The organism is Anaerobranca gottschalkii DSM 13577, assembly GCF_900111575.1.
Taxonomy (GTDB): Bacteria; Bacillota; Proteinivoracia; order Proteinivoracales; family Proteinivoracaceae; genus Anaerobranca; species Anaerobranca gottschalkii.
In genome coordinates this window covers 1-16480 of sequence record NZ_FOIF01000008.1, presented here as the reverse complement: position 1 = coordinate 16480, position 16480 = coordinate 1, and the positions used below count along the sequence as shown (strand labels likewise).

At 31.8% G+C, this 16480-nt stretch carries 22 protein-coding genes; 21 read left to right on the top strand and 1 reads right to left on the bottom strand.

Features of this window, described 5'->3' with window-relative positions:
* The first annotated feature begins 11 nt into the window (after positions 1 to 11).
* The 21 genes from BMX60_RS03785 to ispG all read left to right on the top strand — a co-directional run bounded on the left by BMX60_RS03785 (position 12) and on the right by ispG (position 15924).
* Positions 12 to 359, top strand: a complete 348-nt coding sequence (locus tag BMX60_RS03785) for a PilZ domain-containing protein (protein WP_091349360.1) — start codon at positions 12 to 14, stop codon at positions 357 to 359.
* 17 nt (positions 360 to 376) lie between these two features.
* Positions 377 to 2332, top strand: coding sequence for a chemotaxis protein CheA (locus BMX60_RS03780; RefSeq protein ID WP_091349359.1), 1956 nt, complete (start codon positions 377 to 379; stop codon positions 2330 to 2332).
* 22 nt (positions 2333 to 2354) lie between these two features.
* Entirely contained in the window at positions 2355 to 2810 is a 456-nt protein-coding gene (locus tag BMX60_RS03775; RefSeq protein ID WP_091349357.1) for a chemotaxis protein CheW, read from the top strand.
* 17 nt (positions 2811 to 2827) lie between these two features.
* A complete protein-coding gene (locus BMX60_RS03770; RefSeq protein ID WP_091349355.1) occupies positions 2828 to 3445 on the top strand; it encodes a chemotaxis protein CheC in 618 nt (205 codons plus the stop codon).
* Positions 3438 to 3929, top strand: coding sequence for a chemotaxis protein CheD (locus tag BMX60_RS03765; protein ID WP_091349353.1), 492 nt, complete (start codon positions 3438 to 3440; stop codon positions 3927 to 3929). Before BMX60_RS03770 ends, BMX60_RS03765 begins: the two co-directional genes overlap by 8 nt.
* A gap of 11 nt (positions 3930 to 3940) precedes the next feature.
* Positions 3941 to 4684: a sigma-70 family RNA polymerase sigma factor gene (locus BMX60_RS03760; RefSeq protein ID WP_091349351.1), complete on the top strand. Its 744-nt coding sequence runs from the start codon at positions 3941 to 3943 to the stop codon at positions 4682 to 4684.
* A 13-nt stretch (positions 4685 to 4697) separates the two neighbouring features.
* Positions 4698 to 6065, top strand: coding sequence for a DUF342 domain-containing protein (locus BMX60_RS03755; protein ID WP_091349349.1), 1368 nt, complete (start codon positions 4698 to 4700; stop codon positions 6063 to 6065).
* 10 nt (positions 6066 to 6075) lie between these two features.
* Positions 6076 to 6381 carry a hypothetical protein gene (locus BMX60_RS03750; RefSeq protein WP_091349347.1) on the top strand — a complete coding sequence of 102 codons (306 nt, stop codon included), beginning with the start codon at positions 6076 to 6078 and terminating at the stop codon, positions 6379 to 6381.
* Positions 6382 to 6401: 20 nt separating this feature from the next.
* Positions 6402 to 6809 (top strand): DUF6115 domain-containing protein, encoded by a 408-nt coding sequence (locus BMX60_RS03745; RefSeq protein WP_091349345.1) that lies wholly within the window; start codon positions 6402 to 6404, stop codon positions 6807 to 6809.
* Positions 6802 to 7194, top strand: coding sequence for a hypothetical protein (locus tag BMX60_RS03740; protein WP_091349343.1), 393 nt, complete (start codon positions 6802 to 6804; stop codon positions 7192 to 7194). Before BMX60_RS03745 ends, BMX60_RS03740 begins: the two co-directional genes overlap by 8 nt.
* 61 nt (positions 7195 to 7255) lie before the next feature.
* Positions 7256 to 7825, top strand: coding sequence for a hypothetical protein (locus BMX60_RS03735; protein WP_091349341.1), 570 nt, complete (start codon positions 7256 to 7258; stop codon positions 7823 to 7825).
* A gap of 179 nt (positions 7826 to 8004) precedes the next feature.
* Positions 8005 to 8697, top strand: a complete 693-nt coding sequence (gene rpsB / locus BMX60_RS03730) for a 30S ribosomal protein S2 (RefSeq protein WP_091349340.1) — start codon at positions 8005 to 8007, stop codon at positions 8695 to 8697.
* A 95-nt stretch (positions 8698 to 8792) separates the two neighbouring features.
* Positions 8793 to 9443, top strand: a complete 651-nt coding sequence (gene tsf / locus BMX60_RS03725) for a translation elongation factor Ts (RefSeq protein WP_091349338.1) — start codon at positions 8793 to 8795, stop codon at positions 9441 to 9443.
* Between the two features lie 126 nt (positions 9444 to 9569).
* Entirely contained in the window at positions 9570 to 10295 is a 726-nt protein-coding gene (gene pyrH, locus BMX60_RS03720) for a UMP kinase (protein WP_091349335.1), read from the top strand.
* Complete coding sequence (gene frr / locus BMX60_RS03715) at positions 10288 to 10845, top strand: ribosome recycling factor (RefSeq protein WP_091349332.1); 558 nt, start codon at positions 10288 to 10290, stop codon at positions 10843 to 10845. The genes pyrH and frr overlap by 8 nt, the downstream gene beginning before the upstream one ends.
* Entirely contained in the window at positions 10845 to 11045 is a 201-nt protein-coding gene (locus BMX60_RS03710; RefSeq protein ID WP_091349330.1) for a hypothetical protein, read from the top strand. The genes frr and BMX60_RS03710 overlap by 1 nt, the downstream gene beginning before the upstream one ends.
* A gap of 83 nt (positions 11046 to 11128) precedes the next feature.
* Positions 11129 to 11878: an isoprenyl transferase gene (locus BMX60_RS03705; protein ID WP_091349327.1), complete on the top strand. Its 750-nt coding sequence runs from the start codon at positions 11129 to 11131 to the stop codon at positions 11876 to 11878.
* 14 nt (positions 11879 to 11892) lie between these two features.
* Positions 11893 to 12663 (top strand): phosphatidate cytidylyltransferase, encoded by a 771-nt coding sequence (locus BMX60_RS03700; protein WP_091349324.1) that lies wholly within the window; start codon positions 11893 to 11895, stop codon positions 12661 to 12663.
* 15 nt (positions 12664 to 12678) lie between these two features.
* On the top strand, positions 12679 to 13815 hold the full coding sequence (locus BMX60_RS03695) for a 1-deoxy-D-xylulose-5-phosphate reductoisomerase (protein ID WP_091349321.1): 1137 nt from the start codon (positions 12679 to 12681) through the stop codon (positions 13813 to 13815).
* A 13-nt stretch (positions 13816 to 13828) separates the two neighbouring features.
* Positions 13829 to 14839, top strand: a complete 1011-nt coding sequence (gene rseP / locus BMX60_RS03690) for an RIP metalloprotease RseP (RefSeq protein ID WP_091349319.1) — start codon at positions 13829 to 13831, stop codon at positions 14837 to 14839.
* A gap of 26 nt (positions 14840 to 14865) precedes the next feature.
* Positions 14866 to 15924 (top strand): flavodoxin-dependent (E)-4-hydroxy-3-methylbut-2-enyl-diphosphate synthase, encoded by a 1059-nt coding sequence (gene ispG, locus BMX60_RS03685; RefSeq protein ID WP_091349317.1) that lies wholly within the window; start codon positions 14866 to 14868, stop codon positions 15922 to 15924.
* 347 nt (positions 15925 to 16271) lie between these two features.
* Here the strand turns inward: ispG and BMX60_RS12005 are convergent.
* A partial coding sequence (locus BMX60_RS12005; RefSeq protein ID WP_177159686.1) for a hypothetical protein occupies positions 16272 to 16480 on the bottom strand: 209 nt, incomplete at its 5' end.

The window sequence follows — 16480 nt, the reverse complement described above, 5'->3', positions numbered from 1 at the left end:
GGGGGGGTAAAATGGAGAAAAGAAATTTTTATAGATTTCAAATGAGTAAAGAAATAGAATTCAGTATTTTGGATCCTGATACAGTTGAAGTTGTTTCTAATCCCTATAAAGGGATTTTGCGGGACTTAAGTGGAGGTGGCCTTTGTTTTACCACCGATATTTCATTACAAAGGGATACATTGCTGGAAATTAGATTTTTTGATGATGATAAGTTATTCGTACTAATAGGAAAAGTTCTTAGAATTATGGAAATAGATAATTCGAGAGTTTATGCAGTGGAATTTATGTATTTAGATAGAAATACACAAGATCAGTTAGTACAGTTAATTTTCAAGTTAGAAAGTAGATGGAAGAAATAACGCAGGAGGTGGACCTTATGGATATGAGTAATTATTTACCAATATTTTTTGAAGAAAGTGAAGAAAATTTGCAAATAATCAATGATAATTTATTAAGTTTAGAGAACAATCCTAAAGACATTCAAGCAGTAAATGAAATTTTTAGAGCTGCCCATACTTTAAAGGGGATGTCGGCAACTATGGGTTTTCAAGCTATTGCTGAAATAACTCATAATATAGAAAATTATTTAGACGAAATAAGAAAAGGGGAAAAGGAATTAACGGTTACTATATTAAACACCCTTTTTAAAGCCTTTGATATACTTTCCCAGGCCTTAAACGATATCCGTCAAGGAAAAAATACAGATCTTGATAAAAAAATCTTAGATGATTTATTTAATCATAAAAATGAACAGCAAATGATTATCCAAGAAGATAGTACTAGCAAAATAGTTAAAGACTATGAACAATATGTAATTTCAAATGCATTAGCTCAAGGTTTTAATGTTTATCACCTAAAAATAGAACTAAGTAAAGAGTGTATTCTAAAATCAGCTAGAGCATTTATAGTATATAAGCAGTTAGAAGAGTTAGGTGAAATAATTAAGACATCTCCTACAGTAGAAGATATTGAAGAAGAACGATTTGAAGATACTTTTGAAATTTGGCTAATTTCAAGAAATAGAAAAGATGAATTAGAAAAAGTTAAAGAAATACCTGAAGTGGCAAGGGTTGAAATAATATCCCTTGATGAGAATACTAAAGAAATCCGGGTTAAGGAAAAAAAGGATGAATCTCAAAATAGTACAAAATCTTTAGAAGTAAATGGACAAGCTAATAATTTCAAAAATCAAGCAACAATTAGGGTTGATATAAATCGCTTAGATGCCTTGATGAATTTAGTATCTGAATTAGTTATTAATAAAACAGGTTTAAATCAAAGTGTTTCAACAAATAATCAGGCACTGGCTTTAGAAGGATTAGAACAATTACATAGGATAACTACAGAGTTACAAAATGTAGTGATGAGTTTAAGGATGGTTCCCATAGATAGAGTATTCAGTAGATTTCCCCGGATGGTAAGGGATACTGCTAAAGACTTAGGTAAAGAAGTTGAATTAACCATTATCGGTAAAGAAACGGAACTAGATAGAACCATTATCGATGAAATAGGTGATCCTTTAGTTCACTTGATTAGAAATGCTATAGATCACGGTCTTGAAGATAAAGAAGAAAGAAAGAAGTTAGGGAAATCAGAAAAAGGAAAGATCGAGTTAAAGGCTTATCAAAGTGGTAATGAGGTATTTATTGAAGTTAGTGATGATGGAAAAGGAATAGATTATAAGAAAATAGGTCAAACAGCAGTTAATAAAGGCATAATTAACAATAATCAATTAGCAACATTAGATCCCCACAATATATTACAATTAATCTTCGAACCGGGATTTAGTACAAAAGAAGTAGTTACTGATTTATCAGGAAGAGGTGTTGGTCTTGATGTTGTTAAAACATCAATTGAAGCTTTAGGTGGAGGAATAGAAATCCAAACTGAAATTGGAAAGGGAACTAAATTTATTATTCATTTACCCCTTACACTAGCTATAATTCAAGGTTTATTAGTAAAAGTTGGTGAAGAAAAATACGCAATCCCTTTAGCTTCAATAGTTGAAACAGCTGCCTTTGACAGTAGAAATATTAAAAAAGTTGGTAATCAGAAAGTTTTAATGTTTAGAAATTCTGTATTACCATTAGTTGATCTAGCAGATGTTTTAGAATGTAAAAGAAAAGCAAATTCCGAACTTTCTATGGTAATTGTCAAAAAAGGTGATAAGCAAATTGGATTAATTGTAGATGACTTAATAGGACAACAAGAAATTGTAATTAAGCATTTAGGTGACTTCTTAAGTAATATTAAAGGTTTTGCTGGAGCAACTATTTCGGGAGATGGAGAAGTAATATTAATTTTAGATACAAACTCATTATTTTTTAATTAAATTCTAAAGGAGGAATATTACAATGAATGAGCAAAAATTTGTTATTTTTCGATTGGATACTGAAGAATACGCTTTAGATATTTTGAAGGTTCAAGGAATAGAAAGGATGCTTCCAATTACAAGGGTTCCTAAAACCCCTAAATTTGTAGAAGGAGTTTGTAATTTAAGGGGCAGTATCGTTCCAGTAGTAGATTTACGTCAAAGGTTTAATCTGCCTGAAAAAGAAAAGGATGATAATACAAGAATTATTGTAGTTAGCTTAGCGGATGTTAAGGTCGGTTTAATAGTAGATTCTGCCAATGATGTAATAACTTTAAAATCTGAAGATATTGAACCTACCCCCTCAGTTATTGACTCCATCGATACAAAATTTATTAGCGGTGTAGGGAAATTAGGGGAAAGATTGATTATTATTTTAGATTTAGAAAAAATTCTCAATAAAGAGGAGATTGTTGAAATAAAAGAGATAAAAGAATAAATAAGGGGGATGACTGGTTGAACATTTATTCATTAAAACCTATGCAGATAGATTTGCTTAAAGAATTAGGAAATATAGGTGCTGGAAACGCAGCAACTGCTTTATCTAAAATTATTTCTAACAAAATTGGTTTAAGTGTTCCGGAAGTGAGTTTAGTTTCTTTTCAAGAGGCATTGGAGTTTGTTGGCGGAGAAGATCAAGTAGTTGCATCTATCTATTTTCGGGTAGAAGGCTCACTTCCTGGCAATATCTTGTTAATGTTACCCTTAGAAACAATAAAATTTATTTTAGAGTACTTACTTAATGATAAAAATATAGATTACTATAATTTAGATTCCTATCAAACATCTGCTATCTCTGAAATTGGCAATATGCTATGTGGTGCTTACTTAACAGCATTATCAAATTTTACCCAACAAAATATGTATCCATCAGTTCCAGCTTTATCTGTAGATATGGCGGAGGCAGCCCTTAGTTTACCTTTAATCCAAATGGGTGAGATGGGAGATGTGGCATTATTAATTAAAACAACCTTTACCCATGAAGGTAAAGATGTATCTGGAAACTTCTTTTTTATCCCTGAGATACAGGCCTTTGAAAAATTAATGAGTTACTTTGGTGTTGCCAATGAATAGAAAAGTTATAAAAGTGGGAATGGCAGAAATACACCATTCATTTTCTCCAGATATATTGAAAACTACAGGGCTTGGATCTTGTGTTGGGGTATGTATTTATGATAACTTTAAAAAAATAGGTGGCATGGCCCACGTTATGCTCCCAGATAGTAAAAATTCTAGGCATACTACTACGATATTAGGCAAATTTGCAGATACTGCTATAGAGGAACTAATTAAAAGGATAGTTAATGCAGGGGCTGGGGATAAAAATTTAGTAGCTAAAATAGCTGGGGGAGCTCAAATGTTTTCCTTTGCTGGTAGTAGCGATATTATGAAAATTGGCCAAAGAAATATCGAAGCAGTAAAGGAAAATCTAGATAAATTTAATATAAAAATAGTGGCAGAAGATGTTGGGGGAAATTATGGAAGGACCATTGAATTTGATTTATTAACAGGGCAATTGTATGTAAGGACTATCAGTCAAGGAGAGAAAATAATTTAAAGGGTGGTTCCATGGATAATGTGAGTTTATTGTGGCAGCAATATAAACAAGGTTCAAATAAAGCAAAGAATAAACTAATAGAAACTTACTGTAATTTAGTTCATATAATAGTTGGACGAATTTGTATAGGTAATAAATATGGAATTTTTGACAAGGAAGATTTGTATAATTATGGAATCATCGGCCTTATTGAAGCAATCGAACGTTTTAACCCTCAACAAGGGGTAAAATTCGAAACCTTTGCAAGTATGAGAATAAAAGGACAAATTATAGATAACATTAGAAAATCAAATTGGTTGCCCAAAGACGTCCAAAGGAGTATACAAGAACTAGAAAAAGCTTATGAAGAATTGGCTGTAGCAGGAAAACCTTTAACAGACGAAAATTTAATGTCTATGATGGGAATAGATAAAGAGAAACTAAGGAAAATCTTAAATTACGCAAATCAAAGTAATTTATTATATCTAGATAATTTTGTGCAAAACTCAGAAGAAGATAGATTTATTGATATTCTACCAGATGAGGGAACAAATCCTCTTGAAAACCTTGTGAACCAAGATATCCTTGTAAGGTTGACGGATGCTATTAAAAAACTTAGTGTTAAAGAACAAATGGTATTAAATTTATATTATTATGAGGAATTAACACTAAAAGAAATAGGACTGATATTAAACTTATCGGAAGCAAGGATATCCCAAATCCATTCAAAGGCAATTAACCGATTAAGGTTAATGCTCAAAAAAGAAGCAGGTTAAGGGGGGAATCAAGATGAATGGAAATAAGTGGTTTAGAATTAACATAACAAAGGATAAATTGGCTGCCTTTTTAGAACTTTCTAAACCTGGAGTTGAACTTAGTGAAATAGAGTTAGAAGAGATTGTAAATGAAATTAGAAAAAATAATTTAATTGTCCAATCTCTAGAAATGGTAAAAGAAAGAATTAAAAGGAGTACAGGGTTAGAAGAAATCCAGATTGCCACTGGAACACCTGCCGTTTCCGGTAAAGATGGTTATGTTAAAATTCATTTTCAAGAAAAGGATGGAAAACCCGTTATATTAGAAGATGGAAGGGTAGACTTTTATAACTTAGAAAAGATAATTAACATTAAAAAAGGTGATACTTTAGCTACTATTTATCCTCCTGAACCTGGAATAGATGGGTTATCTGTAACTGGAGAAATTATCCCTTTTAAACCGGGGAAACCTGCAAAACTTCCTTTAGGGAAAAATGTTCAATTACAAGGTGACAATACTATTATTGCAAGTGTTGATGGAAAATTTTCTTTAATTGAAGGAAAGCTTAATGTTTTTCAAATTCTAGAAGTAGAAGAAGTTAATTTTAAAACGGGGAATATCGACTTTATCGGCAGTGTAATTGTTAAGGGTGATGTCAAAGAGGGTTTTACTATCAAAGCCCAAGGTGATGTTACTGTTAAAGGAACGATAGATAGTTCATATATTTATTGTGAAGGAAACTTAGTAGTAAATGGTGGAATACAAGGGCGAAATAAAGGAGTAATAAATTCTAAAGGTAATATTGTTGCAAGATATATAGAAAACTGTGAAGTTAAAGCAGGTGGATCAGTCATAATAAAAGATGCTATTATGTATAGTAAAGTCCATGCCTGTGATAGGGTAGTTGTTACTGAAGGTAAAGGCTTAATTGTTGGGGGAATTGTAGGGGCAGAGCAAGAAATTTTAGCTAATATTGTTGGTTCCCCTAAAGGTACAAAAACTGAGTTAGAAGTTGGAGTCAATCCTGAACTTCGTCATAATTTACAAATGCTAACAAAGGAATTAACTATAAAAAGTGAAGAATTAAAAAAAGCTAAACAAGCTCAAAGAATCCTTAAGTTAAAAGAAGAAAAGGGACAACTTTCCAAAGAACATAGATGTTTACTAGAACGTCTAGAGGTTACAATAGAAAGTTTAACCGATTATTTAGAGGATAAACAAAAATTACAAAAAGAAATGTTAGATAAATTGTTAAATAATGTAATGGGTAAGGTAACGGTTAATAAAATTGTATATCCTGGAGTTAAAGTTACCATTGGAACCAGATATCGAACTATAACCGATGAAACTAAAACTTCCAATTTTATTATTGGGCCCGATGGTGAGATTATGATCACATAGAGGTGATTTTATGGGATTCAGACCCATCGATTTACAGATTTCTATACCTAGAAGTGGTGAAGTAGTAAAGGTGCATAATAACCAAAACTCACAATTTCATCAGGAATTTACTCAACAACAGCAGTTACAATTAGCTTCACAGAGACAAAAACAAGTTAATGAAAGTCATAAATCAGAAAATAATAATATAGGAAAAGAACATGGTAGTAATAAAGAGCAAAAAGGGCAAAAGGATCAAGGGAAAAAAGAAAAGAAAGAAGAAAAGAAAAAGGTCTTCGATCCCGTTAGAGGTAAATATATCGATATAAACATTTAGAAATAATAGAAGGTGAATTCATGGGTACAAATATATTATTTTTAATCATTGGAATTATTATAGTTTTGATAGGAATTTTTTTGATGTTTAAGGAATCGTCGGGGAAAAGGTATACCTTTGAGATAGAAGAAATTTTAGTAGCTATTAGTTCACTAGAAAATAAGTTAGATTTGGTATTAGAAAAAATAGAAGAAGAAATTGAGACAATTAAGGAAATGAAGTCTCCTTCTAATGAAAATTGGCCAGTAGATCCAGTAATTGAACAGAGTAATTCTAAAGATAAAATTATTCAGAAACACAAAGAAGTTTATACTTTATACAATCAAGGTTTATCAGCAAAAGATATCGCTATGAAATTAAATAGGGGTGTAGGGGAAATTGAAACAATAATAGCTTTATTTAACTTTGAGGGGGATTATAATGGGTAAAAATCTGATTTCTTTAGGAATAGGTATTATAATTACATCTTTGTTTTGGATGAATCAATCTTTAACGGATCAAGAAATTATTACTAGAGCTAAAGAGATGGGAATGGTTTTTCAATCTGAAGTAGAAGAAGAACTTTATCAAAAAATAAAAAATACAATAAGAATTGAAATTGAAGAGGAAAAATCTGACGAAATACTATTGTCAATACCTAAAGGTGTAAGTACTCAATATATTGTAACATTGTTAAAGGAAAAGGGATTTAATGGCGATGAATTTTTAAGGGAAATAGAAAAAAGGGGACTTACTTCTAAAATTAGATATGGTGATTATATAATTAAATCAAATGCAAGTATTGAGGAGATAATTTCTTTATTGACAAACTAAGTTTTTGGGCATATTTTACCTTTCTATTGGTATAATAATTAACTAATAGGGGTGGTAAATAATGTTTAAAAAATTTAGTTTGTCTTCTTTTTTTATAGGATTTTTTGTAGGTTTTTTCTTATTAATAATTGCCTTTTCTTCTATCACTTATTTTACTTTTTACAAAGGGTTAATATTAACTATTGATACTAGAAGCATAACTCCTGTTATTGCAGAGCAAGTTTCTGAAATAGTTGAAATACAGCTTCCCCACTATGTAGATGCATTAAAAACTGAAATACCATATATTGTTGATAGCGAATTGACAGGACAAATTAAAAGTGCCAGTATCAAAATTGGTGATATGGAATATCCCCTTCCCCCCGATACTGTAAAGGGAATCGAAGAAACCTTTAAAAGTCAAGTAAAAATTGCCATGGTACGGCTTTTAGAAGGTTTAGATGAAAAGGTAATTGCTCAATCAATTTCTCGGGATATCTCCATCAAAATTGACGAGTTAATAGACAATAACTTAAATAGTAAAACAATTCTTTTTGATCCAATAAAAATACTAACAATCCCTATAATCATCGACATTCAAGATCAAGGAGAAGAGCTAACATCTATTTTTACACTGACATTAAATAAATAATTTTTAAGGTGAAAAAAGTATAAAAAAATAAATAAAAAGTTGTTTTTTGGATACTAATATGATATACTACATTTGTTGTAAAAACACACGCTTAAAACAAGGGAGCTGGTCCTTATATATTTAAGGTTGATCCCTTTAGAATTTTAAGCGGAGGAAAAACCAGAGAGGAGGTCATTTTAATGGCTATTATTTCAATGAAACAATTATTAGAAGCAGGTGTTCATTTTGGACATCAAACACGCCGTTGGAACCCTAAGATGGCTCCTTATATCTTCACTGAAAGAAACGGCATTTATGTTATTGACCTACAAAAAACAGTAGGAAAAATTGAAGAAGCATACAATTTCGTAAAAGAGGTTGCTTCTCAAGGAGGAAAAATTCTCTTTGTAGGTACAAAAAAACAAGCACAGGAAGCAGTAGAAACTGAAGCAAAGCGCTGTGGTATGTTCTGGGTAAATCAAAGATGGTTAGGTGGTATGTTAACTAACTTTGATACCATTGGAAAAAGGATCAACAGGCTAAGGGAATTAGAGCAAATGGAGCAGGATGGAACCTTTGATGTTCTTCCTAAAAAAGAAGTTATTAAACTTCGTCATGAAATGGAAAAGCTCAACAAAAACTTAGCTGGTATCAAAGACATGGCTAAACTTCCAGATGCAATCTTTATTGTGGATCCAAGAAAAGAAAGAATTGCAGTAGCGGAAGCTAGAAAATTGGGTATACCAATTGTAGCTATAGTAGACACTAACTGTGATCCAGATGAAGTAGATTATGTAATTCCTGGAAATGATGATGCTATCCGTGCTGTGAGCCTAATTGCTTCTAAAATTGCCGACGCAGTATTAGAAGGCAATCAAGGAGTACAAGAATAGTATTTTAAAATGGGTAAGGGGACAGCGGAGGGCATAACCTTTGTTTCATCCTTACCCTTAATATTAGCTTAAAAATAAGAAAGGGAGGTACTACGATGGTATCTGCTAATTTAGTTAAAGAGTTAAGGGAAAAAACAGGTGCAGGTATGATGGACTGCAAAAAAGCTTTAGCTGAAACTAATGGTGATATGGAAAAAGCTATTGAATATTTAAGGGAAAAAGGTCTTGCTGCTGCAGCAAAAAAATCTGGTAGAATTGCTGCTGAAGGTCTAGTTGATGCTTACATACATGGTAATGGAAGAATAGGTGTATTAGTTGAAGTTAACTGTGAAACAGACTTTGTTGCTAAGAATGCTGAATTTCAACAACTTGTTAAAGATATAGCTATGCAAATAGCTGCTGCTAATCCATTATATATTAGAAGAGAAGAAGTGCCAGAAGAAGTAATCAATAAAGAAAAGGAAATCCTTATGGCTCAGGCTATTAACGAAGGAAAACCAGCAAATATTGCAGAAAAAATGGTAGCTGGTAGAATTGATAAATATTTTAAAGAAGTTTGTTTATTAGAACAACCTTTCATCAAAAACCCTGATCAAACAATTCAAGAACTTTTAAATGAGAAGATTGCTAAAATCGGAGAAAATATGACAATCCGTAGATTTGTTCGCTTTACTTTAGGTGAAGGAATTGAGAAAAAAGAAGAAAACTTTGTAGAAGAAGTAATGAAAGCTTCTCAAGTAAAATAAGTAGGAAGAGCACAGGGTTTGTGCTCTTTTTTAAAGAGTAAATAAATTTTGCTAATTATTGATTAACATGTTAAAATATTGGCAGGAAAATATTAAATTATGTAGAATAATATAGGGGGGTACAAAGTGGCAAAATATAAAAGGGTAATACTTAAACTTAGTGGCGAAGCCCTTGCAGGTGAACAAGGTTTCGGAATTGATAATGAAGTCCTTAAGTCAATAGCAGAACAAATTAAAGAAGTAAGGGATATAGGAGTTGAAGTTGCAATTGTAGTAGGTGGTGGTAATATTTGGCGGGGAGCAACAGCTAGCCATAAGGGTATGGAAAGGGCTACCGCTGATTACATGGGTATGTTGGCCACAACTATTAACAGTTTAGCGTTACAAGATGCTCTAGAATCAATTGGAGTGATCACAAGGGTTCAAACGGCCATTGAAATGAGGCAAATCGCAGAGCCTTATATTAGAAGAAGGGCAATTAATCACCTTTCCAAGGGCAGAGTAGTGATTTTTGCTGCAGGTACTGGTAACCCTTATTTTTCAACAGATACAACAGCTGCATTAAGGGCAGCGGAAATTGGAGCTGAGACTATATTGCTAGCTAAAGGAAAAGTAGATGGTGTTTATGATAGTGATCCACTAACTAATCCTGATGCTAAAAAGTTTGATGAACTTACATATATTGAAGTGTTAAAAAGGGGATTAGGAGTTATGGATTCAACGGCAACTTCCCTTTGTATGGATAACAATATTCCCCTTATCGTTTTTGCCTTATCTGAGAAAGGTAATATTAAAAAAGCGGTAATGGGAGAAAAAATAGGAACAATAATTAGGGGGGATAAAAATGATTAATGACATTTATAGTGAAATGAAAGAGAGAATGACAAAGGCTGTGGAAGCATTAAAGAAAGAATTTGCTTCCATTAGGGCTGGTAGAGCTAGTGCATCGCTACTTGATAGAATTACTGTAGATTATTATGGAGTTCCAACACCAATTCCTCAAATGGCTTCAGTAACTGCTCCAGAAGCTAGATTATTAGTTATTCAACCTTGGGATAAAAACATGATATCAGAGATTGAAAAAGCAATTATGAAATCTGACCTTGGTATAACACCTAATAGTGATGGTAGTGTAATTCGTCTAGTATTTCCTCAGTTAACCCAAGAGCGGAGAAATGAGCTGGTAAAAGTTGTGAAAAAGAAAGGGGAAGAAGCTAGAGTAGCTGTCAGAAATATTAGGCGTGATGGAAATGAAATGGTAAAAGAGTTAGAAAAGGCAAATGAAATTTCGGAAGATGAAAGCAGAAGGGCTCAAGAGGAAATTCAAAAAATAACCGATGGATTTATTAAAAAAATTGATGAAGTAATCTTGAAAAAAGAACAAGAAATTATGGAGATATAATGGATTTTATAGCTTTAACATTAAAAGAGGCAAATGAATTAATTTTAAATAGAGGAATTAAAGCTCAATTTAGATTAATTTATTCCGATGGTAATGAACAAATTCTTGAAACAGTAGAGATTTCGCCTGAATTAGAAAATTGGCGAGTAGTAAAGGAAGAAGAGAAACAAGGGGTAATAATACTGTACTTAATGATATAAAATATCCCCCCTCGCTATTTAATATCCTCTAAATTTGGGGAAATTAGCAGAGGGGGGATAAAATTTAAATTAGGGGTGGCAAAATGTTATTTAAAAGAAATCTCCTAGAGAAAGTAAAAAAACAAGGTAATATTCCTAAAACAATAGCAATAATAATGGATGGAAATGGTAGATGGGCCCAAAGGAGGGGCTTACCCCGTACTGCAGGGCATAAAATGGGTGTAGAAACTGTTAAAAAAATAACGGAAAGTTGTATTAAATTAGGAATTGAAAATGTCATCCTTTATGCTTTTTCTACAGAAAATTGGAAAAGACCTAAAGAAGAAGTAGACTTTTTGATGAAGTTACCAGAAGAATACCTTAGCAATGAATTAGATAAAATTATTAAAAATAATATCAAAATAGAAACCATTGGTGATTTAGATAAATTACCAGTAAACACTAAAAATACCATAGAAATTGCTAAAAACAAATCTGTAAATAATAATGGGTTAAATTTAATTTTTGCCATCAATTATGGTTCCCGCAAAGAAATTCTAGATGCTGCGGTAGAATTCAATAAAAACTTTAAGGAAGAAGATCTTAATGACCTAGAGGAAGCAGATTTAGGAAAATTTCTTGAAACAAAGAGAAAGGGTATACCTGACCCAGATCTTTTAATAAGGCCTGGTGGGGAATTAAGAATTAGTAATTTCCTATTATGGCAACTTGCATATACAGAACTTTATTTTACTCCAGTATTATGGCCAGATTTTACAGAGAAACACCTTTGTGAAGCAATTATAGATTATCAAAAAAGAAATAGGCGATACGGTGGATTAAAAAATAAATAAAATAGGTGATAATTATGTTAAAAAGGATAATTACCGCAATTTTGGGAATACCAATAGTTTTTTTTGCCCTTCTAAAAGGGGGGATTATTTTCAATCTATTAACCCTTATAATTTCTCTAATTGCCATTTATGAATATTATAAAATTACCAATATTCAAGACAAAGTTATACTATTTTTTTCTTGTATATTTTCAATAATATTACTATTACAACTCAATTTAGACCTTACTATTTTCTCCGTATTATTTTTGTTTTCCTTTGCAATATATATTAGAATTATAAATTTTTCCAATACAACTTTAAAGGAATTGAGTTTAATTACATGGGGAATACTCTATATTTTCTTACCACTATATTATCTGCGGGAATTGAGAAACTTAGATAAGGGAATAGAGATAGTGTTTTTTTTGTTAATACTAACATGGCTTACTGATTCTGGTGCATATTTTTCAGGATGGATTTTTGGTAAAAACAAATTAGCTCCTAATATTTCCCCTAAGAAAACTGTTGAAGGTGCCATTGGTGGGACAATATTAGCAGTAGTTGGTGCTATTATTTTTCACACCTTCTTTCCATTAGGAGAGTCTTATTGGATAATCCTTTTTAGTTTAATTGGAAGTATTTGTGCACAGGTTGGAGATTTATTTGAATCGGCTATTAAAAGGGAATATAATGTTAAAGACTCAGGAAATATCCTACCAGGCCATGGCGGAATATTAGATAGAATTGATAGTTTGTTGTTTTTAATACCTATAGCATATTTATTCTTTATGTACATAATATAAATGGGGTGCTTTTTTATGAAAATATCTGTATTAGGTTCCACAGGTTCAGTAGGAACACAAACATTAGAAGTTGTAGAATTTAATTCCCATATCCAGGTATTTAGTTTAATAGCAAATAAAAATTGGCAAAAAGTCTATGAACAATGCCTAAAACATCGACCTAAAATGGTAGGGATGTTTGATGAAAAGGCAGCAAAGGAATTAGAGTTAAAATTAAAGGGAACAGGTATCAAAGTTCTTTCAGGAATTGAAGGAATTATAGAATGTTGTTGCCACGATGAAGTAGATACAGTAGTTTCTGCTATAGTGGGAAAAGCTGGACTTTTACCTACATATCATGCTATCTTAAATAACAAAAATATAGCTTTAGCAAATAAAGAAACTTTAGTAATAGCAGGTCATATTATTACAGAGTTAGCCACGAAAAACAAGGTAAAGCTAATTCCTGTAGATAGCGAACATTCTGCAATTTTCCAATGTTTACAAGGTCAAAATAGCCAAATAGAAAAAATTATTCTAACTGCATCTGGTGGTCCCTTTAGGGGTAGAAAAATATCTGAATTAAAAGATGTTACAATTGCCCAAACATTAAAACATCCTAATTGGTCAATGGGTAAAAAAATATCCATAGATTCTGCTACCTTGATAAACAAAGGATTAGAAGCAATAGAGGCTAAATGGCTCTTTGATGTGCCCTTAGAAAAAATACAAATTACCATCCATCCCCAAAGTATTGTTCACTCTGCAGTACAATTTATAGATGGCAATATAATTGCCCATTTAAGTCCACCAGATATGCGTTACGCCGTTGAATATGCTCTAAATTACCCCAATAGAAGGCCTAGTAAACTTCCGAGACTAAATTTATTCAATCAGAATTTGACCTTTGAAGAACCGGATTACGAAACCTTCAAAGGATTAGGGTTATGTTTAGAATGTGGTAAAAAAGGTGGTAGTGCACCTATTATTTTAAATGCCAGTAATGAGGTTTGTGTCCAAAGCTTTTTAGAGGGTAAAATTAGTTTTCTAGAAATACCTGAAATTATTGAAAAAACCGTTAGTTTACATACCTATGTAGAAAAACCTAATTTAGAAGAAATCTTAAACCTAGATCAATGGGCAAGGGAAAAAACAAAAGAGCTTATCTATTAAAGGGGTGAAATTGATGACAATTTTTTTAGCTTTAATTGTTTTTGGACTATTAGTATTAGTTCATGAGTTAGGTCATTTTCTTACTGCTAGGGCGGTGGGAATTGAAGTTGAGGAATTTGCTATAGGATTTGGGCCAAGAATATTTAGTTGGAAAAAAGGTGAAACCAAGTATTCACTACGTTTTTTTCCATTAGGTGGTTATGTAAAGGTATTAGGGGAAGAAAAAGGAGATCATGACAAAGAAGGAAGTTTACAAACTAAATCAGTTTTACAGCGTTTTGCCTTTGTCTTTGCCGGTTCCTTTATGAATTTTGTTTTAGCTTTTGTGTTGTTTATTATAGTTTTTACTGGTTTTGGATTAGCGGCCAATATACCTGAAATTGGCGTAGTGGAAGAAGGAAATATAGCCTATCAAGCGGGATTAAAAAAAGGAGATTATATTTTAGAAGTTAACGATATTAAAATAAATACTTGGGAAGAATTAGTAGTACAAATTAGTAGTAACCCAGATAAAACCCTAAATTTAAAAGTATCCCGGGATGGTAATATATTAAATATACCTGTAACACCTAAATATAATCCAGAAACTGAAAGGGTGATGATCGGGATAGGCCCTGCATATAAAACTTTACCTTTTTTCCAAGCTATTAAAGAAAGTATTTATCAAACCTTTTCTTTAAGCACTCAAATAATTAGTGGAATAATTTTAATGATAACAGGTAGAATAGAGCCAGAAATTGCAGGCCCAATTGGTATTGTTTCTATGGTAGGAGAATCTGCAAAATATGGTTTATCTAGTTTGCTAATATTTACTGCTTTACTTAGTGTAAACTTAGGGGTATTAAATTTATTGCCCATACCAGCTTTAGATGGAAGTAGATTAGTATTTTTATTAGTAGAGGCATTGAGAGGAAAGCCAGTTGACCCTGAAAAAGAGGGTACAATACATATAATTGGTTTTATAGTTTTAATAATTTTTATGATATTTATCATGTATAAGGATGTAGTAAGATTTATTCTATAATTGATAAATAGTAGGATGTGGGTATAATGATAAATCGCAAAAGAACTAGAGAAATTTCCATCGGCAATGTTAAAATTGGCAATTTCAATCCAATTGTTATTCAATCTATGACAAATACCAAGACTGAAAACATAGCTGATACTGTAGAACAAATTAAAAGATTAGAGGATGCTGGCTGTCAAATTGTTAGGGTAGCAGTTCCCAACTTGCAAGCTGCAAAAAGTATTGAAGAAATTAAAAAAAAGACTAATATTCCCTTAGTTGCTGATATCCATTTTGATTATAGGTTAGCCTTAATGGCTATGGAAAATGGTATTGATAAAGTTCGGATTAATCCTGGTAACATCGGTAGTGAGGACAATATTTTAAAAGTTGTTCAGGAAGCTAAAAGGAGAAAAATACCTATCCGGATAGGAATAAATAGTGGTTCATTACCTAAGGATATTCTAGAAAAATACGGTAGGCCATCACCTGAAGCAATGGTGGAAGGGGCGCTACGGGAAATTAAACTTTTAGAAAAACATTCCTTTGAAGATATATGTGTTTCTCTAAAATCTTCCGATGTGCTAGATACAGTTCAAGCTTATACATTACTATCAGAAAAAGTAGACTACCCTTTACATATAGGAATCACTGAAGCAGGGTTAAAGAAAGTAGGGGCAATTAAATCTTCCGTTGGTTTAGGTATCCTGCTATTTAATGGAATTGGTGATACTATTAGAGTTTCACTAACAGGGGATCCTATTGAAGAAGTAGCTGTTGCATATAATATTTTAAGAGCTTTAAAACTACCTACCCTTTGGGAAAGACCTGAAATTATTTCTTGTCCAACTTGTGGAAGATGTGATGTCAACTTAGAGGCTTTAGCAAAGGAAGTAGAAAAAAGAGTAGCTAATCTAAGAAAACCTATAAAAATAGCTGTTATGGGTTGTGTTGTCAATGGACCTGGTGAAGCAAAAGAAGCAGATTATGGATTAGCTGGAGGGAAAGGAAAAACAATAATTTTTAAAAAAGGAGAAGTTATAAGGACTGTACCTGAAGAAGAAGCTATAAATACATTACTCCAAATAATCAATTTTGATTAAGTCAGTAATAGTAAATTGTCATAGTGTAAAATTATTGTAGGAAAATTTGATAATAAAAATTTAAAAGGGATTACGCCTCTGGTAAAATAGAAATTGGCAAAAAACAAATTAACCAAGGAGGCGAATCCCTATGAATAATATTATACACGAAATTGCATTAAATGAGTTAAAAAATATTGAAAAAGATAGTGTCAATATACTGTAGGAAAAAATTTTATGGATTACCCCCTGTTTGTTAACTACTTTCAAAAATAGTTCAAAAAATACCTTTCTTAATAGATTGTGATTTTTATCACATGTAATTTTATCGGTATATAAACATATTTCATTTATTCTAAAATAAACATCTACCAAGCATATCTCAAGGCATTTACAGCAAAATATGAACCATTTCTTTTGCCATATTTTATTACAGGGATATCAGCATTTATATCTGTTATATTCTTTTTTAGATTTTTTCTAATTTCTTTTATATACTTTTCAGGCAACTTCACTTTTTCTTTTTTCTTGTTTTTTAATACTAACTCATAAATATCGCCACCATTGTATTTATAGG

What these genes read in the sequence shown, in the direction of transcription:
- BMX60_RS03785 (WP_091349360.1), top strand. Translation starts at nt 12, where the DNA reads ATGGAGAAAAGAAATTTTTATAGATTTCAAATGAGTAAAGAAATAGAA.
- BMX60_RS03780 (WP_091349359.1), top strand. Translation starts at nt 377, where the DNA reads ATGGATATGAGTAATTATTTACCAATATTTTTTGAAGAAAGTGAAGAA.
- BMX60_RS03775 (WP_091349357.1), top strand. Translation starts at nt 2,355, where the DNA reads ATGAATGAGCAAAAATTTGTTATTTTTCGATTGGATACTGAAGAATAC.
- BMX60_RS03765 (WP_091349353.1), top strand. Translation starts at nt 3,438, where the DNA reads ATGAATAGAAAAGTTATAAAAGTGGGAATGGCAGAAATACACCATTCA.
- BMX60_RS03760 (WP_091349351.1), top strand. Translation starts at nt 3,941, where the DNA reads ATGGATAATGTGAGTTTATTGTGGCAGCAATATAAACAAGGTTCAAAT.
- BMX60_RS03755 (WP_091349349.1), top strand. Translation starts at nt 4,698, where the DNA reads ATGAATGGAAATAAGTGGTTTAGAATTAACATAACAAAGGATAAATTG.
- BMX60_RS03750 (WP_091349347.1), top strand. Translation starts at nt 6,076, where the DNA reads ATGGGATTCAGACCCATCGATTTACAGATTTCTATACCTAGAAGTGGT.
- BMX60_RS03745 (WP_091349345.1), top strand. Translation starts at nt 6,402, where the DNA reads ATGGGTACAAATATATTATTTTTAATCATTGGAATTATTATAGTTTTG.
- BMX60_RS03740 (WP_091349343.1), top strand. Translation starts at nt 6,802, where the DNA reads ATGGGTAAAAATCTGATTTCTTTAGGAATAGGTATTATAATTACATCT.
- BMX60_RS03735 (WP_091349341.1), top strand. Translation starts at nt 7,256, where the DNA reads ATGTTTAAAAAATTTAGTTTGTCTTCTTTTTTTATAGGATTTTTTGTA.
- rpsB (WP_091349340.1), top strand. Translation starts at nt 8,005, where the DNA reads ATGGCTATTATTTCAATGAAACAATTATTAGAAGCAGGTGTTCATTTT.
- tsf (WP_091349338.1), top strand. Translation starts at nt 8,793, where the DNA reads ATGGTATCTGCTAATTTAGTTAAAGAGTTAAGGGAAAAAACAGGTGCA.
- frr (WP_091349332.1), top strand. Translation starts at nt 10,288, where the DNA reads ATGATTAATGACATTTATAGTGAAATGAAAGAGAGAATGACAAAGGCT.
- BMX60_RS03710 (WP_091349330.1), top strand. Translation starts at nt 10,845, where the DNA reads ATGGATTTTATAGCTTTAACATTAAAAGAGGCAAATGAATTAATTTTA.
- BMX60_RS03705 (WP_091349327.1), top strand. Translation starts at nt 11,129, where the DNA reads ATGTTATTTAAAAGAAATCTCCTAGAGAAAGTAAAAAAACAAGGTAAT.
- BMX60_RS03700 (WP_091349324.1), top strand. Translation starts at nt 11,893, where the DNA reads ATGTTAAAAAGGATAATTACCGCAATTTTGGGAATACCAATAGTTTTT.
- BMX60_RS03695 (WP_091349321.1), top strand. Translation starts at nt 12,679, where the DNA reads ATGAAAATATCTGTATTAGGTTCCACAGGTTCAGTAGGAACACAAACA.
- rseP (WP_091349319.1), top strand. Translation starts at nt 13,829, where the DNA reads ATGACAATTTTTTTAGCTTTAATTGTTTTTGGACTATTAGTATTAGTT.
- ispG (WP_091349317.1), top strand. Translation starts at nt 14,866, where the DNA reads ATGATAAATCGCAAAAGAACTAGAGAAATTTCCATCGGCAATGTTAAA.